This window comes from Campylobacter taeniopygiae (assembly GCF_005406225.1).
In the GTDB taxonomy this organism is placed as follows: Bacteria; Campylobacterota; Campylobacteria; order Campylobacterales; family Campylobacteraceae; genus Campylobacter_D; species Campylobacter_D taeniopygiae.
Genome location: NZ_NXLY01000009.1, coordinates 9,746 through 28,956, shown reverse-complemented (window position 1 = coordinate 28,956; position 19,211 = coordinate 9,746). Strand labels below are relative to the sequence as shown.

20 protein-coding genes are annotated in these 19,211 nt (G+C 30.2%); 14 read left to right on the top strand and 6 right to left on the bottom strand.

Annotation, left to right across the window (positions count from 1 at the left end):
- The first annotated feature begins 88 nt into the window (after positions 1 to 88).
- Positions 89 to 1,723, top strand: coding sequence for a multidrug ABC transporter permease/ATP-binding protein (locus CQA75_RS05490; RefSeq protein ID WP_137624029.1), 1,635 nt, complete (start codon positions 89 to 91; stop codon positions 1,721 to 1,723).
- 273 nt (positions 1,724 to 1,996) lie between these two features.
- On the opposite strand, the gene cgb is transcribed toward CQA75_RS05490, so the two are convergent.
- The 6 genes from cgb to CQA75_RS09480 all read right to left on the bottom strand — a co-directional run bounded on the left by cgb (position 1,997) and on the right by CQA75_RS09480 (position 6,970).
- On the bottom strand, positions 1,997 to 2,416 hold the full coding sequence (gene cgb / locus CQA75_RS05485; protein ID WP_137624028.1) for a single-domain globin Cgb: 420 nt from the start codon (positions 2,414 to 2,416) through the stop codon (positions 1,997 to 1,999).
- A gap of 72 nt (positions 2,417 to 2,488) precedes the next feature.
- Positions 2,489 to 3,040: a TorD/DmsD family molecular chaperone gene (locus CQA75_RS05480; RefSeq protein ID WP_137624027.1), complete on the bottom strand. Its 552-nt coding sequence runs from the start codon at positions 3,038 to 3,040 to the stop codon at positions 2,489 to 2,491.
- Positions 3,040 to 3,906 (bottom strand): dimethyl sulfoxide reductase anchor subunit family protein, encoded by an 867-nt coding sequence (locus CQA75_RS05475; RefSeq protein ID WP_137624026.1) that lies wholly within the window; start codon positions 3,904 to 3,906, stop codon positions 3,040 to 3,042. Before CQA75_RS05475 ends, CQA75_RS05480 begins: the two co-directional genes overlap by 1 nt.
- A complete protein-coding gene (locus CQA75_RS05470) occupies positions 3,893 to 4,552 on the bottom strand; it encodes a DMSO/selenate family reductase complex B subunit (RefSeq protein WP_137622435.1) in 660 nt (219 codons plus the stop codon). The genes CQA75_RS05475 and CQA75_RS05470 overlap by 14 nt, the downstream gene beginning before the upstream one ends.
- A 10-nt stretch (positions 4,553 to 4,562) precedes the next feature.
- Entirely contained in the window at positions 4,563 to 6,476 is a 1,914-nt protein-coding gene (locus tag CQA75_RS05465) for a DMSO/selenate family reductase complex A subunit (RefSeq protein WP_281276528.1), read from the bottom strand.
- A complete protein-coding gene (locus CQA75_RS09480; protein ID WP_281276527.1) occupies positions 6,428 to 6,970 on the bottom strand; it encodes a molybdopterin-dependent oxidoreductase in 543 nt (180 codons plus the stop codon). The genes CQA75_RS05465 and CQA75_RS09480 overlap by 49 nt, the downstream gene beginning before the upstream one ends.
- 230 nt (positions 6,971 to 7,200) lie before the next feature.
- Between CQA75_RS09480 and CQA75_RS05460 the strand changes: the two genes are divergently transcribed.
- The 13 genes from CQA75_RS05460 to nuoH all read left to right on the top strand — a co-directional run bounded on the left by CQA75_RS05460 (position 7,201) and on the right by nuoH (position 19,209).
- The gene (locus tag CQA75_RS05460; RefSeq protein WP_137624025.1) at positions 7,201 to 8,739 is read left to right on the top strand and encodes an ABC transporter substrate-binding protein; all 1,539 of its coding nucleotides are present in this window, start codon (positions 7,201 to 7,203) and stop codon (positions 8,737 to 8,739) included.
- Entirely contained in the window at positions 8,739 to 9,674 is a 936-nt protein-coding gene (locus CQA75_RS05455) for an ABC transporter permease (protein WP_137624024.1), read from the top strand. Before CQA75_RS05460 ends, CQA75_RS05455 begins: the two co-directional genes overlap by 1 nt.
- Positions 9,667 to 10,455, top strand: a complete 789-nt coding sequence (locus CQA75_RS05450; protein ID WP_137624023.1) for an ABC transporter permease — start codon at positions 9,667 to 9,669, stop codon at positions 10,453 to 10,455. Before CQA75_RS05455 ends, CQA75_RS05450 begins: the two co-directional genes overlap by 8 nt.
- A complete protein-coding gene (locus CQA75_RS05445; protein ID WP_137624022.1) occupies positions 10,452 to 11,162 on the top strand; it encodes an ATP-binding cassette domain-containing protein in 711 nt (236 codons plus the stop codon). The genes CQA75_RS05450 and CQA75_RS05445 overlap by 4 nt, the downstream gene beginning before the upstream one ends.
- Positions 11,155 to 11,820 carry an ATP-binding cassette domain-containing protein gene (locus CQA75_RS05440; protein ID WP_137624021.1) on the top strand — a complete coding sequence of 222 codons (666 nt, stop codon included), beginning with the start codon at positions 11,155 to 11,157 and terminating at the stop codon, positions 11,818 to 11,820. Before CQA75_RS05445 ends, CQA75_RS05440 begins: the two co-directional genes overlap by 8 nt.
- 129 nt (positions 11,821 to 11,949) lie before the next feature.
- Positions 11,950 to 12,339, top strand: a complete 390-nt coding sequence (locus tag CQA75_RS05435) for an NAD(P)H-quinone oxidoreductase subunit 3 (RefSeq protein WP_137624020.1) — start codon at positions 11,950 to 11,952, stop codon at positions 12,337 to 12,339.
- Positions 12,321 to 12,824 (top strand): NuoB/complex I 20 kDa subunit family protein, encoded by a 504-nt coding sequence (locus CQA75_RS05430; RefSeq protein ID WP_137624019.1) that lies wholly within the window; start codon positions 12,321 to 12,323, stop codon positions 12,822 to 12,824. The genes CQA75_RS05435 and CQA75_RS05430 overlap by 19 nt, the downstream gene beginning before the upstream one ends.
- Positions 12,825 to 12,826: 2 nt before the next feature.
- Positions 12,827 to 13,618 (top strand): NADH-quinone oxidoreductase subunit C, encoded by a 792-nt coding sequence (locus tag CQA75_RS05425; protein ID WP_137624018.1) that lies wholly within the window; start codon positions 12,827 to 12,829, stop codon positions 13,616 to 13,618.
- Position 13,619: 1 nt separating this feature from the next.
- On the top strand, positions 13,620 to 14,846 hold the full coding sequence (gene nuoD, locus CQA75_RS05420; protein ID WP_137624017.1) for an NADH dehydrogenase (quinone) subunit D: 1,227 nt from the start codon (positions 13,620 to 13,622) through the stop codon (positions 14,844 to 14,846).
- Positions 14,843 to 15,070 (top strand): NADH-ubiquinone oxidoreductase subunit E family protein, encoded by a 228-nt coding sequence (locus tag CQA75_RS05415; protein WP_137624016.1) that lies wholly within the window; start codon positions 14,843 to 14,845, stop codon positions 15,068 to 15,070. Before nuoD ends, CQA75_RS05415 begins: the two co-directional genes overlap by 4 nt.
- Positions 15,067 to 15,759 (top strand): hypothetical protein, encoded by a 693-nt coding sequence (locus CQA75_RS05410; protein WP_137624015.1) that lies wholly within the window; start codon positions 15,067 to 15,069, stop codon positions 15,757 to 15,759. Before CQA75_RS05415 ends, CQA75_RS05410 begins: the two co-directional genes overlap by 4 nt.
- Entirely contained in the window at positions 15,756 to 18,218 is a 2,463-nt protein-coding gene (locus CQA75_RS05405; RefSeq protein WP_137624014.1) for an NADH-quinone oxidoreductase subunit G, read from the top strand. The genes CQA75_RS05410 and CQA75_RS05405 overlap by 4 nt, the downstream gene beginning before the upstream one ends.
- Positions 18,211 to 19,209 (top strand): NADH-quinone oxidoreductase subunit NuoH, encoded by a 999-nt coding sequence (nuoH, locus tag CQA75_RS05400; RefSeq protein ID WP_137624013.1) that lies wholly within the window; start codon positions 18,211 to 18,213, stop codon positions 19,207 to 19,209. The genes CQA75_RS05405 and nuoH overlap by 8 nt, the downstream gene beginning before the upstream one ends.
- The last annotated feature ends 2 nt before the right edge of the window (positions 19,210 to 19,211 follow it).

Genomic DNA, 19,211 nt, shown 5'->3' with positions numbered 1-19,211 from the left:
TGAATTTAAAAATGCTTTATCTTTAATCATTACTTTATTTTTTATCATTTTAAAAATGTTATAATAAAAATTATTTGGAGTTGAAAAAATGTCTTTTATTGTTGAAATGCTTAAAAATAATAAGTTAAAATTTTTATCCTTTTTGTTTTTTTCTTTTATAACGAGTACTGTAGGGGTTTTTACTCTAATTTTTATCAATGATTATTTGCTTAAAAGTGCGCAAAATATACCTATTTTTTATTTTCTAATTTTACTTTTAGTTTTTTTTACAAGTTCGACTATAGTAGAACTTGGATTGAGTATTTTTGGACAAAATTTTATTTTTAAAATGCAAAAGCGTATTGTAAAGCAAATTTTAGACACTCCTTTGCTTCGAGTGGCTAAGGTAGGAAAAGCAAGAATTTTAGCATCTTTAGGATCTGATGTTAGAAATATATCTTTTGGGCTTTTGCGTTTGCCTGATTTTTTGCAATCAAGCATTTTGATTTTTTGCACGAGTGTTTATTTGTGTTATCTTTCTGTTGAAATTTTTATTTTTTGTGCGGTTTGGATCGCAATTGTTTTTATAACAAATCATTTTTTAATGATGAAAGTTTATTATTATTTTCGTAAGGCTAGAGAAAATGATGATACTTTGCAAAACAATTATCAAAATATACTTGATGGTCATAAAGAACTTTTAATCAATCAAGATAGAGCTAAGCTTTATTATGAGCTTGAATTTGAAAATAATGCAAAAGCAAAAAAGATAAATAGCACTTTAGGCAATCTTTTTAATAATTTATCAAACAATTGGACAAACGTAACACTTTTAGCTTTAGTGGGTATGGAGTTTTTTTTAGCTTTAAAATATAATCTAGCAAGTGTAAATGAGGCAACCACTATAGCTCTTTCTATTTTATTTTTAAGAACTCCTTTGGTTTCTATGATCTCTTCTTTTCCTACTTTGCTTTTAGCAAAAATTGCTTTAGATAAAATCGAAAAATTAGAATTAGATGAATATAAAGAAGGTTTTAAAAAGATAGATTATATTAAAGATTGGAAACAAATTTCTTTTAAAAATGTTTCTTTTTCTTATGAAGAGAATTTCAGCTTAAATCCTGTAAGTATTGATATAAAAAAAGGAGAACTTATATTTTTAATCGGCAAAAATGGAAGTGGAAAATCAACTTTTTGTATGCTTTTAGCAGGACTTTTTAAACCAAGTGATGGCGAAATTTATGTGGATAATATGCGAATTGATGATGAAAAAAGCTTAAAAAAATACAGATCGCTTATTTCTGCAGTTTTTAGCGATTTTCATCTTTTTAGCAAAACCTTAAGTAAAAATGGTTTTGCAAGCGAAGAAAAAATTGCTTTTTGGCTTAATTTTTTAGAGCTTGAAAATAAAACAAGTGTTGTGGATAATGAATTAACTTTTACCAAGCTTTCTACAGGGCAAAAAAAGCGTTTAGCTATGCTTATAGCTTTGCTAGAGCAAAGGGATGTTTTAATTCTTGATGAATGGGCTGCAGATCAAGATCCGGTATTTAGAAAATTTTTCTATAAAAAACTTTTACCTTTATTAAAAGAACAAGGTAAAACTATTTTTGCTATTACCCATGATGATGCTTATTTTGATAGCGCTGATCGAATTTTACTTGCACAAGAAGGCAATATAAGCGAGTTAAAAGGTGAAAATATCAAAGAAAAAGCTAAAAGTTTGATTGCTGAATTTGAGTGAAATTTTACGATAATTTTAAATTTAAATAACAAAATACTTTTTTGTAGAATTTAAAAATTGAAATTGTAAAACTAGTTAAGGTTTTGTATATAAAAATTTAATTGATTTGCTAATCTTTAAAAAAATTAATTTGACGATTTATTTTTCATAATTTGACTTTTTATTACATTTTTCAATTTCATTTGGCTTTTAATTTAGCAATATTGTTTAAATACAGTTTTGCCTATTTGCTTAAATTTTTAATATCTATAATTTAAGCAAATAATGATTTTATTATATAGAATTATTTTGTTCTATATCGATATAAAATTTAGCTATTTTATTATAAGCAACTTCCCAAGCTTTAAGAGTGGTTTCATCTGGATTTAAAAGATTTTTTATGGCTTTTAAAAGACAAGCACCAACTATAGGATAATGTTCTTCTTTAACTCCTAAATTTACATGAGTTATAGCGACTTTATCAACAAAAGACCTCATTTTTTCTAAATCATCTATATTTTTGGCCGCGATTAAAATTGCCATCGCTAAAGCTTTTGGCTGCTCTCCTGAAATTTGTTTTTCCATATTAAACATAGGCTTGACCTCAGGATAATCATTAAACATAATTTTATAAAATTCTTTTGTTAAATCCTCTCCATTTTTTTGTAAAATAGGGACACAATCTTTAATGATTTGAATTTGTTCTTGAGTCATATTTTTCCTTCGATATATTTTTGATAGCAAGGCAATTATATATAAAATCAAAGGATAAAAAAATAACCTATGTTAATTTTTCAAATCATTAAAAAAATCTCCCATAAGCATAGCTAAACCTCTATAAAAATCGCTTTTTGCTGCTTTTTCCAAGTCATCGTTCCAAGTATTAAACCAAGTGAAAAACTCTTTTTCTAAAAATTCTTTCAAGGTTTTTTTGTCATCATTTTTTAGCAATTCTTTGATAAATAAAAGTTCATTAATCAAGCTATCTTGAGGTTCATTTTCTAAAAAATTTAAAAAATTGTATTTTAAAAAGATATTTTTGACTTTTTCAGAATTACTTGAGTAAATTTCTTTATCTTTATCAAGATAAAAAGAAGCATAAGGCGGAGCTTCGACAAAATCAATATCGCTTAAAAAAAGACAAGTAAAATCATATCCTATTGCCTTTTCATCTTCTTTAGAATGACTTAGTAGCCTTAAAGCTTCTTTTTGTAAAGGATTTTCATTTTTTAAAAACCACCTTTGCCAGAGTTGTTCTTTTTGAATTTTCTCTAGCAAATCTTGTTTAGGTGGATTTTTTAAAAAAGTAATGAAAATATCTATTACTAGATGTTTCATTAAGAGTGTCCTAGCATAATTTGTGTGCTTATTAGACCATAAAATAGCATTCTAGTGATAAACACTCCTATAAAAGCACACAATAGAGCAAAATAGGTAAAAAATTTACTTTGGAATTTTTCATAAAGATAGTTATTTAAATACCAACAAGTGATGCTCAATCCCAAAAATGCAAAAGATGATCCTATAAACCAAATATAAGTTCCCCCTAAAAGCTCAAAAGGATTGACAAGTCCCATAATCCAAGTTTGTCCTACGTGCAAGGTTTGTAAAACAATAGCCGTACTTAATAATCCTATACCAATAAGCCCTGCAAAAAAAGACATTTTTCTTTCGTGTTCACCTTCTTCAAAGAAACAATAATAAAGAATAGAACCCAAAAAAATCGCACTAGCAAAAAAATAAAGCAAAGTGATTTTAAAATTCCAAGTCGGCACACTTTTTTGCATAGAACCATAAGCGCCACTCATAAAGAAAATTCCTAAAATTCCGCATAGCAATGTTAGAAAAAAGACCCATTTTTTATTTTTAAAATAAAGTAAAAAGCCAAAAACACAAACAAGAGAAGAGAATAAAATTTCATTATTCATCCAACCTACATACCATTGATTATTAGCATAAAAAAATCCAAGTCGGTTAAGAACATTAAAAATATGTGTTATGTCATTTAAGTGAAAAAAAGAAGGTATAAAAGCTACGATCATAGCTATACCTAAAAAAAGCCCAAAAGATTTTAAATGAGTAAAATTTTTATAGCCATTTAAAAAAGCAGGAGCATAGACAAAGCTAAGCCCGATAAAGGCTTGTGCGAGTATGGTAAAAAGCACTAAAGGCATTTCGCTAAAAATATGATTAAAGGATGTCATTTTTTACTCCTTGATAATTTTGTGGCAAATGAAAGATTGCGCTTTTATTTCCTGAAGGTAAGCTATGTTTTTCAGGCACTATACATAAATTTGGATGCGTGATACTTGCATCAGGCAAAGGAGTGATGGAAGCTAAATTTCCATGTTTTTCTCTTAATTTAGCGATATCTCCAGCCTTTAAGGCTCTAAAAGGACAAGAATCCACACAAATTGGATTTTTTCCTTCTTTGAGTCTATCATAGCAACCATCGCATTTACTCATGTGCCCACTTTCGTGATTAAATTGTGGAGCGCCATAAGGACAAGCCATAGCACAGGCTTTACATCCTATACACATACTATCTTCAACCTTCACTATACCCCATTTTACCTTCATAGTTGCACCTGTTGGACAAGCTTTAAGACAAGCTGGATCAGAGCAGTGATTGCAAGATATAGAAGTATAATAAGCAAAAACGTTTTGTTCTACACTCCCATCTTCTTCTTTGCAAGTCCAATTACCACCCTCTGTTTCAAAAACACGGCGAAAATTTACCCCAACGGGCATATTTTTATAATCTTTACAAGATAAAGAACAAGTTCTACAGCCTACGCATTTGCTTTGATCAAGCATAAAACCAAATTGTGAGTTTTCTTCTAAATTCATTTTACACTCCTTAAACTTTTGCAATTTCTACTAAAATAGAATGTTGTCCATTGCCTTTTGAAATAGCAGTTGGCACTATACTAGCTAAAGAATTAACGCAAGTTCCTACATCGATACCATTTTCATATTTAGCCCACGCTCCTTGAGGAGTGACTGCACAACCTGGTATGATTTTTGGTGTTACTTTGGCCATTCCTTGGATAATACCTAAGTCATTTCTAACTTGGATCACATCTCCTGTTTTAATACCTCTTGCTTGTGCATCAATAGGATTGATCCAAATTTCTTGAGGGTTTGTTTCTCTAATTTGTGGAATTTCCCAAAAACTAGAATGAGTCCTTCCTTTGTAGTGATATCCATAAAATTGTAAAGGATATTTTTCTTTTAAAGGATCAAGTATGCCTTCTCTTTGACTTTCAAACACAGGAATAGGAACGATTTGTTGTCCCTCTCTTAATTTCCAAGTTTTTTGCATTTTTGCAAGTTCATTACTATAAATTTCGATTTTACCGCTTGGGGTTTTTAAAGGATGATTGATAGGATCTTTTATAAAATCTTCAAGTGCGACAACAGGTTTAACCGGATCAAATTTTACAAGTCCTTTTTCGCACATTTCTTCAAAACTTGGCAAGAGTGGATTTTTTTTCATACTTTCTTCATAAAGATATTTTAACCAGTCTTTTTGAGTTTTTCCTTCACTAAATTCTTGTTCTATACCTAATCTTTTGGCAAGTTCGATACACATTTCATAAATAGGTTTTGCCTCACCCACGGGCTCTATGGCTTTTTGACAATAGATAATATAAGGCCTATTGCTATAATATCCTGCGCTAGGAAGAATAAAGTCTTCTTGTTCTAAAGTTGTAGCATCAGGTAAAATATAATCAGCATAATTATTAGAGGGTGTTCTTGTAACATTGATATCAACAATGCATTCACACAAACTTTCATCACTTAAAATGCGATCGACTTCTTTGGTGGTGCTGTGCTGATTGGTTAGACAATTGCCAGATATATTAAAAATAAATTTGATATTTTGTTTAAGCTGTTTTGTTCCACGCACCCCATCACTAAGATCAGTCATTTCTTTACCGCGATAAATAGCATCGGTATATAAGAAACAAGGTATAGAGTCTTTAATAGGATTTTCAGAAGGTATAGTCATCAAATCATAATAGACACTTGTTCCGGTGCGACAACCTGTATTACCTCCTTCTATGCCTATACTTCCTATCATGCAAGCTAAAGTTGCAATAGCTCTTGCATTTTGCTCCCCATTAGAATGTCTTTGCACTCCCCAGCCTTGTTCGATAAAACAAGGTTTGGTTAAAGCGATTTCTCTTGCAAGTTGAGTGATGCGACGAGATGGAATTTTTGTGATTTTGCTCGCCCACTCGGGAGTTTTTTCTATACCATCATAAGTTCCTAAAACATAACTTTCATAACTTGAATTTTTAGGCGCATCACTTGGTAGGGTATTTTCGCTAAAACCTATAGTGTAAGTATCAAGAAATTTCCTATCTAGTAAATTTTCTTTAATCATCACATAGGCTAAAGCTGCAATTAAAGCCGCGTCCGTTCCAGGAGCTATTGGAATCCATTCATCACAATGCCCTATACAAGAATCATTATATCTTGGATCAATATGGATAATCTTACAACCACTTTCTTCTAAAGCTTTATGATAAGCATAGCCTATGCCGCCTCCGCCCATTCTCGTTTCTACATGATTAGCACCAAAAAAGATAGCGAGTTTTGCAGAACGTAGAGTCGCGATATCGCTTGCAGGAGATCCTCCATAAAAATAATTCATTGCATTTGTAATTTGTGCTGTTGAGTAAGAATTATAATAATTTAGATAACCTCCATACAAACTTAAGAGTCTTGCAAAAGGAGATAAAGATCCGTAACAATTTCCAAGCAAGGAGCCGTAGGAGCCAGTAGAATAAGTGATAAAAATGCTTCATTTCCGTATTTTTCTTTTACCTCTTTCATTTTTGAAGCGATTTCATCGAAAGCTTGTTCCCAAGAAATAGGCATAAATTTACCTTCTCCTCTTTTACCTACTCTTTTTAAAGGCCTTTTAAGTCGATTGGCATTATAAACCTTATATCTTGAACTTCTTCCTCTAACACAAGCTCTAGCTTGACGTGTGTCAAACTCATCTTCTCCTTCATTGTCCGTGCTAACGTATTTTACAACCCCATCTTGAGTATGAACCTTAATAGGACATTTTGTTCCACAATTTACATTACATCCTGCCCATTTTGTTACTATGGGCGAGGTTTTTAATAAATTCGAACTTAACTGCATAGGGGTTAAAGCTAAACCACCAAATAAAGAACTCCATTTTAAAAAATCTCTACGATTTTGCTGCATGTATGCTCCTTTGTATTTTGTTACAAAATATTTAATCATTATATTCCAAAAAAATATAAAATTCAAGTAAAATTAAGACTAAAAATATCTTAAAATAGAGGTTTGCTTGTATAATTTTGATATTTAACCAATATTTATATTTATTTTAGTTTTTATAAATATTTAAATTTTGTAATGTAAAAATTTTATATTGATTTATCCCCTCTAGGGGCTTGTGGCTTGTTTGGTTTTATTTTATAATTAAATAAATACAATTTTTAAGGAAAAAGATGTTTAGATTTTGGATTTTTATCTTAGTTTTGTTTGTGAATTTACAAGCAAAGATTCCAAAAGATACTTTAATCATCGCAGTGGAAAATGAAATTTCAAGGATAAATCCTGCGTATAGTGAAGATCATGATGTGCTTATTAATCTTATTTTTTCAGGACTTGTTTATTTTGATCAGGATATGAATTTAAAGCCGGATTTAGCAAAGTCTTGGAAAATCAGTAAAAATGGTTTAGTTTATGATATTTTTTTAAGGGATGATGTTTTGTGGCATGATGGAGTAAAATTTAGCGCCCAAGATGTTAAATTCAGTATAGATGCTTTTAAAAATTCGAAAAATAATTCTCCATTGTATGTTAATTTTGACAATGTAAAAAAAATAGAAATAATCAATCCTTATCACATAAAAATTACGCTTTTTGAACCTTATCCGGCTTTTTTGGATGCTTTAAGTATAGGAATACTGCCAAAACATTTGCTTGAAAATAAAGATCTAAATACAGCTTCTTTTAATGAACATCCCATAGGAACAGGAGCTTATAAATTTGTTGAGTGGAAAAAAGGAGAATATGTAAAATTAGAAGCTAATGATAAATTTTATCGAGCTAAGGTTAAAACTCCAAAATTAATCATAAAGCATATTTTTGATCCTTTAATTGCGAGCATGGAACTTAAAAATGGCACTATAGATGCTGCTTTGATTGACAATTCTTTATTAAATATCTTTAAAAATAATCCAAAATTTAAGATTTTAAGAGAAAAATCGGTTGATTATAGAGCTTTAATGTTTAATTTAAATAATGAATTTTTAAAAGATGTAAGAGTAAGAAAAGCGTTAAATTATGCCGTAGATAGAGAAAGTATAGTGAAAAATCTCTTGCATGGATATGGCATGGTTGCTTTTCATCCTTTGCAAAATTCTTGGGCAAATCCTAAACATTTTAATTCTTTTAATTATGATGCGTTAAAGGCAGAAAAATTGCTTTTAGATGCTGGTTTTACTAAAAATAAAGATGGAATTTTTCAAAAAAATGGAAAAGAATTGAAATTTCAAATTTATGCTATGAGCAATGATCCTTTAAGGGTAAGTTTAGCAGGAATTTTGCAAAGTGAATTTAGAAAAATTGGGGTTTTAACGCAGATTGTAGCGAAGCCGGCTGGTAGTTTTGATTATTCTAAGGCTGATAGTTTTGTTATTGGCTGGGGGAGTCCTTTTGATCCTGACTTTCATACTTTTAGAGTTTTTGAAAGCTCTCAAGATAGTGATTTAAATGAACAAGGTTGGAATTTTGGGCATTATCATAATAAAAAAGTTGATGATTCTTTATTTAGGGCTAGAAATACTTTTGATCTAAATGAACGCAAAAAATATTATAAAGAATTTATTGATGCCTTATATGATGATCCTCCTTTTATTTTTCTTGTTTATTTAGATTTTGCTTTAGTTTATGATGCTAAGATTAAAGGCATTGAGTCTAGAATTTTGGGTCATCATGGTGTAGGCTTTACTTCAAATATTTATGAATGGGTTAAGCTCTAGTGCTTTCACGTTTATTTTTTGGTATTTTAGTAGCTTTTTTAAGTACCTTTTTATGCTTTATCATGTTACATTTTAGCAAAGCCAATATAAGCTATGCTAATGGTAGCAATACTCAAAGTAAAGAATTTGTTAAAAGAGTGGAAAAAAATTTAGGACTCGATAGGCCCTTATTGATTCAATATAGAAATTGGATTTTTAAGGCTTTAAAAGGGGATTTTGGTATATCTTTTTTAAGCGGAGAAAGGGTGTTAAAGATTATAAAAGAAAGGTTTTTAAATACTTTGATTTTAAGTTTTAGCGCCCTAGGTATTTTATTTTTTTTGAGTATTTTTTTGGCTTTTGTGGAGTATCATTTTAAAAATAGTTTTATAGAAAAAATCATTACTTTTGCAACATTAAATTTTTTCGCCCTGCCTCCTTTGGTGATCGCATTGATTTTTATATTTATTTTTAGCTTTTTTGGCCATTTTTTATCAATCGGTGATATAGAATTTGAAAATGACTTTTTTAGTCGTTTAAAGCATCTTATTTTTCCTATTTTGGTTCTTGTTTTATCTCATTTGGCTTTATATTTAAGAATAGCAAGAAATCTTATCCATGAGTGTTTTTCTCAAATTTTTATACAAAATCTTTATGCTAGAGCTTTAAAACAAAGTGATATTAATTGTTTGGTTTTAAAATATTGTTTAGGTTCGATTATCTCTTATTTTGGAGCTACTGCTTTAAATTTCATCATGGGAACTTATATTGTAGAAAATATTTTTAATTTTAGTGGGATTGGATTTTTATTGATTCAAAGCATTATTTATAAAGATTTTCCTGTGGTTTTGGCTTTATTGTTCTTAAGTGTTCTTTTTGCGACATTGCTAAGTTTTTTAAGTGATATAATTTCTCAAATTTTAAATCCAAAGTTAAGAAAGTTTTCTTTTGTTTAAGATTTTTATTTATCTTTCACCCTTAATCGCTTTATCTGTATTGGCTTTATTAGCGCCATTTTTAGCTTCGTTTGATATTTTATCAATACATTTGCAAAATGCTTATCAAGCTCCAAATCAAATTTATATTTTAGGTACGGATTTTTTAGGTAGAGACTTGTATTCTCGTTTGCTTTTTGCTTTGAGAAATTCTTTATTAATAGGAGTTTTTGGTTCATTTTTATCCATTTTTTTTGCGATTTTTTATCTTTTTTTGGCGCGTTTATTTTTTTATACTTTTTGGATGAGAATATTAGATCTTTTTTTAGCCTTTCCTGCTTTTTTATTATTGATGTTTTTTCAAAATTTTATGAGTGTAAATATGCTACTCATGAGTGTATTAATCGCTTTAATACATTGGTGCTTCGTCGCTAGGATGCTTGAGAGTGAATTAAAAAAATTAGAGAGTTTGGAATTTTATAAAGCAAGTATAGTTTTAGGAAGAACTCCTTTGAAAATTTTTTTAAAAGATCTTTTGCCGGCTTTAAAATCATTGATTTTTACACTTTTTGTTTTTAATATTATCCATGCTATTGCTACAGAATCTACTTTAAGTTTTTTTGGGCTTGGCATGGGGTTTGAAATTCCAACTTTGGGAATTTTGTTAAATGATTTTTCAAAAGCAGTTTTTGTAGGAGCTTGGTGGGTAATATTTTTTCCACTTTTAACTCTTATATTACTTTTTTTACCGCTTTTATGGTTGGGTAATTTTTTACAGGATCGCTGGGGAGTGAGATCTTGAGAGTTAAAAATTTAAATATAAGTTTTAAAAATAAAATTTTACTAAAAAATATTAGCTTTGAACTAAAAAAAGGTCAAGCTTTAGCGGTGCTAGGAGAAAGTGGAGTAGGAAAAAGTTTATTAAGTAAAGCTTTAGTGAGGCTTTTGGATTCTAAATTTAGTTTAACTGCTGATGAATTTAGCTTCAATGGAGTTGAAATTTTAAAGCTAAAGAAAAATCAACTTAGAGAATTTAGATCTAAAGTCGCATTGGTGTTACAAGATAGCGAGTTAAGTTTATATCCTTATATGGACATAGGAAAATTATGCTCTTTTATTTTAAAAACTCATACAAATTTAAATCAAAAAGAGTATAAAAAATATGTTTTTTCTTATTTTGAAAAATTGGGTTTTGAAAATTTGGATTTATTATGGCATTCTTATCCTCATGAGTTAAGTGTAGGGATGGCTAGGAGAGTGAGTTTAGCTTTAGCTTTATTGCACAAGCCAGAAATTTTAATTTGTGATGAGGTAAATGCTTCATTGGATGAAAAAAATAATCAAAAAATCATTCAAATTTTAAAAGAGCTAAAAAAAGATATTGCTTTAGTTTGTATCACTCATGATTTGCATTTAGTACATTTTTTGGCTGATGAAATTCTTCTCATAGAAAAAGATAAAACTAAACTTTATACTTTGGATCAATTTTTAGGAAATATGAATGCTTAAAGTTCATCATTTGAGTAAATTTTATGAGATAAAAAAACATTGGTATTTAAAGAAAGAAAGATATACAGTTTTTAAAAATATTAATTTTTCTCTAGAACAAGGTGAAAATTTAATGATTTTAGGGCAAAGTGGTTGTGGAAAAACGACTTTGGCAAAAATACTTTGTTTTTTGGAAAATCCAAACGAGGGTGAAGTTTTATATCAAAATCATAATGTACATAAGATCAACAAAGAAAAACAAAGACTTTTAAGAAAAGAAATACAATATTGCTTTCAAGATCAAAAAATGGCTTTAAATTCCTATAAAAAAATTAAGAATTTAATACAGGATGGTTTGGAAAATTTTAATTTAAAAAAGAATGATGAGGTGATTTTTGATTTTTTTGATCGTTTTGGTTTAAAGCGACAAATTTTAGAATGCAAACCTTATGAATTAAGCGGCGGAGAAGCTTCTCGTATAGGACTTATCCGTGCTTTAATTTTAAAACCTAAATTATTGATTTTAGATGAAATAACTTCAATGCTTGATACAAAAAATTCTAACGAAATTCTTTGTTTTTTAAATCAATACCAGCAAAAACGCAATATTTCTTATATTTTTATAACCCATCATAAAAATTTATTTGATAAATTCAAGTATAAAAAAATCCAATTTTAATATAAAATTAACACAAATTTTTTTATTCTAAGTTTTAATATAGAAATTTTAGAGTAAAATATTATCTTTGTGGGATAAAATTTTATTGCAAGACAATAAAAAATGTTTAAATTTAAAGAAGGAGAGCAAATGTCTCATATAGATGTGGCACACCCTTATTTTGGTATCTTTTTAATGATAGTGCTTGCTAGTGTAATCTTTTTTGGATTGGTTTTTCTAGCTTCAAAAATCGGCAATAATTTTGCCTCAAAAAATCGAAAAAGACTAGGACTTGGAATTTATGAATGTGGTCCTATACCTGTTAAACAAGCAAATAAAATTAATTCTCAATTTTTTATTGTCGCTTTGATATTTATTCTTTTAGATATTGAAGTCGTATTTTTATTTCCTTGGGCTTTGATTTTTAAAATCCTAGGATGGTTTGGACTTTTAGAAGTGTTAATTTTTATTTTACTTTTAGGAGTAGGTTTTTTATATGCATATAAAAAAGGAGCGTTTGCATGGCAGAGCATCAAATAAATTATGCTAGCGGTTTACCAGTAGTTTTAACTAGTGTTGATAAGCTTGTTCAATGGGGTAGAAGTAATTCTTTATGGGCTTTATCTTATGGTTTGGCGTGCTGTGCTATAGAAATGATGGCAGCAGGAGGTTCAAGATACGATTTTGACCGCTTTGGAACTATTTTTAGAGCTTCTCCTCGTCATAGCGAAGTGATGATTATCGCAGGAACTTTGAGTAAAAAACACGCTGAATTTACAAGAAGACTTTACGATATGATGCCTGAACCTAAGTGGGTTATTTCAATGGGAAGTTGTGCAAATACCGGAGGAATGTTTAATACTTATTCTACGGTACAAGGAGTGGATCGTATTATACCGGTAGATATTTATGTACCAGGTTGCTCTCCTCGTCCTGAAAGTTTTCAATTTGCTTTGATGATTTTACAAAAAAGAATTCGTAAAGAAAAAGCAAGTCGTAAAATTGCACCAAAAAGGTTGGTATAAAGATGAGAAAATATAGCGATAAAAAAGATGTTCAATTAAAAAATTATTATAAAGATAGATTTTATCATGCTCCACATACAGCTAAGATCAATGTTGATGAGAGTGAATTTAAACAAGATTATGAAATTTTAAAAGAGCAAATTGGAATTTTAGATTCTTTTATAGAGCTTGATTTTTGGGTGATTCAAATCAATAAAGAAGATAATATTAAAACCTTGCAAATTCTTAAAAATCTAGGCTATGTATCTTTCACTGAAGCTAGCGCTATTGATTTTGTTGCTTCTAGAAATGGTTTTGAGGTTTTTTATCAGCTTTTAAATATCGATAAAAAATTAAGAGTAAGGGTTAAAACTTTTGTAGGCGTTAAAGAAAGATTGCAAAGCGTTACTAGCGTTTTTAAAGGAGCCAATTGGAGCGAGAGAGAAATTTATGATATGTATGGAATATTTATCATCAATCATCCAAATTTAAAACGTATTTTGATGCCTGATGATTGGTATGGCCACCCTCTTTTAAAAACTTATCCTTTAAAAGGAGATGAGTTTGCACAATGGTATGAAATTGATAGAATTTTTGGAAAAGAATATCGTGAAGTTGTTGGACCTGAACAAAGAGATTCTGGCTTTGTGGATGATAAAGATACTCTTAATTTTGCAAGAATTTATCATGAAACCGCTAAAGGAGCTAATCCTAAAGAAATATCTTTCAAACAAGAATATCAAGAAGAAGAGGGCGTTGCTTTTGTGAAAAAAGTCAAACGCGATCAAGCAAAAATTTTAGAGAAAAGGCGTTAAAATGCAAATTCCTAGCAAGTTAAAACCTTATTATGAAAATATAGCTTTTGAACAAGAAGATTCAAAAATGATCATCAATTTAGGGCCTCAACACCCTTCAGCACACGGAAATTTACGTCTTATTTTAGAGCTTGATGGGGAACAGGTCGTGAAGGCACGTCCAACTATAGGTTACATGCATCGCGGTATGGAGAAAATGGCTGAAAATATGATCTATCAAGAATTTATTCCTACAACCGATAGAATGGATTATGTTGCAGCTTCTTCAAATAACTATGCTTATTGTGCTGCAGTTGAAAAATTATGTGGTTTGGAAATTCCACGCAGAGCCCAAGTGATTCGTATGATACTATTAGAACTTAATCGTATAGGATCGCATTTGCTTTGGCTTGCAACTCACGCACTTGATATTGGAGCTATGACTGTATTTTTATATTGTTTTAGAGAAAGAGAATATGTTTTAGATTTGATTGAAAAGTATTGTGGAGCGAGACTGACACATTCTTCAATGAGAATTGGAGGAGTAATGCTTGATTTGCCTGAAGGCTTTTTACAAGAACTTTTAGCTTTTTGCGATAAATTTCCTAAAGATATCGCTGATTATGAAGCTTTATTAGATGATAATCGAATTTGGCGCTTAAGAACTGAAAATGTTGGCGTGGTAACTAAAGAACAAGTTTTAAATTGGGGTTGTAGTGGAGTACTTTTAAGAGGAAGCGGAATTTGCTATGATATACGCAAAGAAGAACCTTATTTGCTATATAATGAAGTGGATTTTGGTGTGCCTTATGCAACTCAAGGTGATTCTTATGCAAGATATAAAGTTTATATGCAAGAATTTAGAGAAAGTCTTAAAATTTTAAGACAATGTGCAGCCCTTTATAAGGATACGCCGCCTGAAATTTTAGCTAACCATCCAGAATATGTTAGTGCTTCAAAAGAGCAAATTTTAACACAAAATTATTCACTCATGCAACATTTTGTTTTAGTTACTCAAGGCTTAAAGCCTCCAAAAGGTGAAGTTTATGTGCCTACTGAAAGTCCAAAAGGCGAGTTAGGATTTTTTATCCATAGTGATGGAAGCGGAAGACCTTATCGTTTAAAAGCTAGAACTCCTAGTTATTGGCATTGTTCTTTTTTTGAAGAAATGTTAGTGGGAACGTATTTAGCGGATGTGGTTGCGATCATGGGTAATGTAAATATAGTTTTAGGTGAGATTGATCGATGAGAAGGGTAGATTTAAGAAAGAGCAAAGCGCTCTTTGAGGATTTAGCACAGACTATTAAAGAGGCTAAGGTAGGGGAAGTATTGGTGATTCTTTTTGAAATCGGTGATTTTTCTGCTGTAGAAAAAAGTTTTTCTTTTGTAAAAGAAAATGGATGCGAACTCCTTAATTCTTTAAAATTTAATCAAGTCGATTGGACTATCGTTATCAAAAAGGAAAGTGTATGATTTATGAAAAGGCACTTTGTTTTTTAGATATGCCAAGCATTAAAAATAAAGATTTATGCACAAGAATTCAGGGTGAGAATGTTAATATTTCTTGTTTAGAGGATAAGTTTTTAAAAGCTAAATTTTATAAATGTGAAATTGCAAGTTTGAGTTTTGTTTTAGCCTTGCTTTGCAAAATGAGTGATGAAAATACTTTTAAAGATTTAGATGAAGGTTATTTAAGTGCTGAATCTTGTTTTGGGGAAGAAGAAGCAAGCGATACATTGAATTTTTTAACAACGGCAAAATATTTAATCATAGATAAAAATATTGATTTATACAAAGACAGTGAAAATATAAAATATTTTTTAAATTTTTTAAGCCAAAAGTATCAGCTTAAAATTTTAGACAGCAATGAAAAAGAATGCCATTTTGAAAATGCAAAATTTAATCCTTTAAAAGAATTGGATAATTACGATGGATTAGTGCTTTTTAAGGCTAATTTGGATGACAATAATTTACATTGCTCAAAGCAATTTTTACAAATTTCAAAATGCAAAGATCAAAGCGAAGTAGAAATTTTAGCCAAAGATTTCAATCTTAAAACCACACTTTGTTTAGATGAAAATTTACAAGGCACTATTGGTTTTTTAAATCATGAAAATTTTGGTTTTGATTTTACTCAAATTCGCATAAAGGAAGCAAAATGACAGTTAAAATAAATGGTATAGATTGCGCCTTTGAAGAAGGCGAATATATCCTTAATATAGCAAGAAGAAATGATATTTTTATTCCTGCAATTTGTTATTTGACCGGTTGTAGCCCTACTTTAGCGTGTCGTATGTGCATGGTAGAGGCTGATGGTAAAAAGGTTTATTCTTGCAATACCAAAGCAAAAGACGGTATGGTTGTAGAAAGTGATTTGCAAAATTTATGGGATGAGAGAAATGAGATCATGCAAGCTTATTGTATCAATCATCCATTAGAATGTGGAGTTTGTGATAAATCTGGTGAGTGTGAGCTCCAAAATTTCACACACAAATCAAGAGTGAATGTGCAAAGACATTGGATAAAAGACACTCATAAACCACATAAACATTGGGGGATGATCAATTATGATCCAGCTCTTTGTATAGTTTGCGAACGCTGTGTCACAGTTTGTAAGGATAAGATCGGCGAAAGTGCTTTAAAAACTGTTCCACGTGGAGGAGATGCTGTAGACGCTGGTTTTAAAGAAACAATGGGCAAAGATGCTTATGCAATTTGGACAAAATTCCAAAAAAGTTTAATCGGCCCATCCAATGGTGAAAGTCTAAATTGTTCCTTTTGTGGAGAATGTACAAGTGTATGTCCAACGGGAGCTTTGATCGGATCAAAATTTCAATACAGCTCTAATGCTTGGGAGCTTACAAGAATTCCAGCAGCAAATCCTCATTCTAGTGATTGTGAGCTTATGTATTATGATATCAAACAAAGTGGAATTAGCGATCAAAAGCCTAAAATTTATCGCGTGAGTAATGATTTTGCTTTTGCAACTTTAAATAAAGCAGCAAGATTTGGTTTTGATACGCAAAATGAGGCTACTAAAGATGAAAAAGCTTTTAATGAACTTGTAGCACTTTTTGAAAAAAATGAAATTAAAAATATTAAATTCAATAGCTTTATAACCAATGAAGAGGCTTTGATTTTGCAAAATTTAAAGCATAAGTTTAATCTCAATCTTATCAATGAAGAAGCTTTAAAATTTAAAGAATTTCTTAATGAATTTATAGAAAATTCAGGAGAAATGTATAATGCCGTAAGTGATGATATCACCAAGAGCGATTTTTTAGTAGTTTTAGGAACTTTATTAAGATATGATGCGCCAACTCTAAGCTACAAAGTTAATAATTCTTTAGTAATGAATAAAGGAGCAGGGCTTTATTTTCATCCTATAGGGGATTTGGGTGTTGAAAAATATTCTAAGAATTTTCTTTCATGTATTCATAAAAGTGGAGATGAAGAGCAAATTTTATATTTTTTACTTCAAAAATTTACAACAGATGAAAGCATTAAGGCTCATTTAGCTGAATTTTTTGTTAAAGAAAATAAAGAAATTGAAGAAACGATCAATGAAGAAGTGATTGAAAAAGTTGTAGAAAAAGACGAAGAAGGTAATGAGATCGAAAAAGAAGTGAAAAAACTTGTTCCAAAAAAAGTAAAAAAGAATATAGAAGTGCAACGTTCTGTTTTTGCTAAAAATTTAGGTTTGGATGAAGATAAGCTTGAGGATTTATTGCTTAAAAAGTCTAAATTTACTCTTGTGGTTGGTAGCGATTTTTACTTCCACCATGATGCTAAAAAACTTGCTAAGTTATTAGCACTAATACAAACAAGCACTCCTTTTAAAGTTTTTCTAAATCCTACACATACTAATACTTTGGGTGTAGCGATGATTTGTGATTTAAGCGCTGATAAAGCAGAAGGTAAAACTTTGGGTTATAATGAAAAAGGAGATTTTACATTTTCTTATGAAGAGCACGCTGATTTGGCGAGTTCTAGTTTAAATCAGCAAGAAGGAACATTTTTAAATTATGATAAAAGAGTAGTTCCAACAAATGCTGCTTTAGAATTTGGCGGATATTATTTAAATGATTTATCTAATGCTTTAGGATTTGATCAAGAATATACCATTGATTATACAAAGAGACTTCCTATGGATAAAGGTTTTTCTCCTATTGAATTTGATAATTTGGAAAATTATTACACCAATGGCGGAGAATGCAAAAGGGGTTATCAGCTTAATTTAGATTGTTTTAAGAAAAACGCTAAGAAAGAATTTTTAGCTCCAAATTCTAATACTTTAGAGCCAAAAGATAATGATATTTTGCTTTATAGTGCAAATCCTAGTTATCAATTTGGTAGATTTTCAAATCGTGCAAGTGCGATCAATGAAGCAATATTTATTGGAATCAGTGAAAATTTAGCCAATGAAAGAAATTTAAAAGATAAAGACTTAGTAAAAATTACAATCGATAATAAAGAAATAAGCTTAAGTGTGCGTGTGGATAAGGATCTAAAAAACGGAGCTTATTTGCCATATTTTGATGAAAAGATAGATACTTTGAGCTTTTTTGATCAAAGATTTGTTTTAGCACAAATACAAAAAATAGGAGCAAACAATGAGTGATTTTGCTTTTTTTGTTTTAGTAACTTTAATAAAATGCGTTATTGTGGTTGCATTTTTTGCTACTTTAGCAGGACTTGCAACCTATGCTGAAAGAAAAGTTTTGGCGTATTTTCAACGTCGTATAGGGCCTGATATGGTCGGTCCTTTTGGTTTGATTCAGCTTGTTGCTGATATGATCAAGCTTTTCACAAAAGAGGATATTATTCCTTATAATTCTCAAAAAATTATTTTTGCAATAGCACCTCTTTTGTCTGCTATTTGCGCCTTTGTTTCTTTAGCAGCTATTCCAATGTTGCCCGAATTTACACTCTTTGGGCATATTATCCAGCCTTTAATTTCTGATATTAATGTAGCTTTACTTTTTGTTATAGGAACTTCTGGACTTTGTTTTTATGCTGTATTTTTAGGTGGGCTTTCAAGTAATAACAAATGGTCTATTTTGGGTGCTGCAAGAGGGCTTGTAGCTATCATTTCTTATGAAAGCGTTGGAGCTTTGGCTTTAATGGCTATTGTGATGCTTGTGGGTTCTTTTTCTTTGGTGGATATTAATAATTATCAAAACGATGGAATTTTGTCTTGGCTTATTTTTAAACAACCTTTAGCTTTTATACTTTTTGTTATAGCTCTTTTTATCGAAACCAATAGAACTCCGCTTTGTCTAACAGAAAACGATGCTGAAATTGTTGCTGGTTATGGAACAGAATATTCCGGACTTCGTTGGGGTATGTTTTTCATCGGTGAATATGCTAGTATGATAGCGGGTGCTATTTTAATTTCTTTGCTATTTTTAGGAGGTTTTAATAGCTTTTGGATTATTCCTGGTTGGATTATGATGATATTAAAATCAGTATTTATTTTCTTTTGGTATTTTTGGGCTAGAGCCGCTTTTCCTCAATTGCGTCCTGATCAGGTAATGAGGATGTGTTATTTAATTTTAATTCCTTTGGCAGTTTTAAATCTTTTAATTACGGCCTTAGCAGTGCTTTTATAGGA

Coding starts and splice junctions, on each gene's coding strand:
- cgb (WP_137624028.1), bottom strand. CDS start 2,416: ATGACTCAAGAACAAATTCAAATCATTAAAGATTGTGTCCCTATTTTA.
- CQA75_RS05425 (WP_137624018.1), top strand. CDS start 12,827: ATGAGAAAATATAGCGATAAAAAAGATGTTCAATTAAAAAATTATTAT.
- CQA75_RS05415 (WP_137624016.1), top strand. CDS start 14,843: ATGAGAAGGGTAGATTTAAGAAAGAGCAAAGCGCTCTTTGAGGATTTA.
- nuoD (WP_137624017.1), top strand. CDS start 13,620: ATGCAAATTCCTAGCAAGTTAAAACCTTATTATGAAAATATAGCTTTT.
- nuoH (WP_137624013.1), top strand. CDS start 18,211: ATGAGTGATTTTGCTTTTTTTGTTTTAGTAACTTTAATAAAATGCGTT.
- CQA75_RS09480 (WP_281276527.1), bottom strand. CDS start 6,970: ATGATTAAATATTTTGTAACAAAATACAAAGGAGCATACATGCAGCAA.
- CQA75_RS05490 (WP_137624029.1), top strand. CDS start 89: ATGTCTTTTATTGTTGAAATGCTTAAAAATAATAAGTTAAAATTTTTA.
- CQA75_RS05430 (WP_137624019.1), top strand. CDS start 12,321: ATGGCAGAGCATCAAATAAATTATGCTAGCGGTTTACCAGTAGTTTTA.
- CQA75_RS05410 (WP_137624015.1), top strand. CDS start 15,067: ATGATTTATGAAAAGGCACTTTGTTTTTTAGATATGCCAAGCATTAAA.
- CQA75_RS05405 (WP_137624014.1), top strand. CDS start 15,756: ATGACAGTTAAAATAAATGGTATAGATTGCGCCTTTGAAGAAGGCGAA.
- CQA75_RS05470 (WP_137622435.1), bottom strand. CDS start 4,552: ATGAATTTAGAAGAAAACTCACAATTTGGTTTTATGCTTGATCAAAGC.
- CQA75_RS05435 (WP_137624020.1), top strand. CDS start 11,950: ATGTCTCATATAGATGTGGCACACCCTTATTTTGGTATCTTTTTAATG.
- CQA75_RS05460 (WP_137624025.1), top strand. CDS start 7,201: ATGTTTAGATTTTGGATTTTTATCTTAGTTTTGTTTGTGAATTTACAA.
- CQA75_RS05440 (WP_137624021.1), top strand. CDS start 11,155: ATGCTTAAAGTTCATCATTTGAGTAAATTTTATGAGATAAAAAAACAT.
- CQA75_RS05475 (WP_137624026.1), bottom strand. CDS start 3,906: ATGACATCCTTTAATCATATTTTTAGCGAAATGCCTTTAGTGCTTTTT.
- CQA75_RS05480 (WP_137624027.1), bottom strand. CDS start 3,040: ATGAAACATCTAGTAATAGATATTTTCATTACTTTTTTAAAAAATCCA.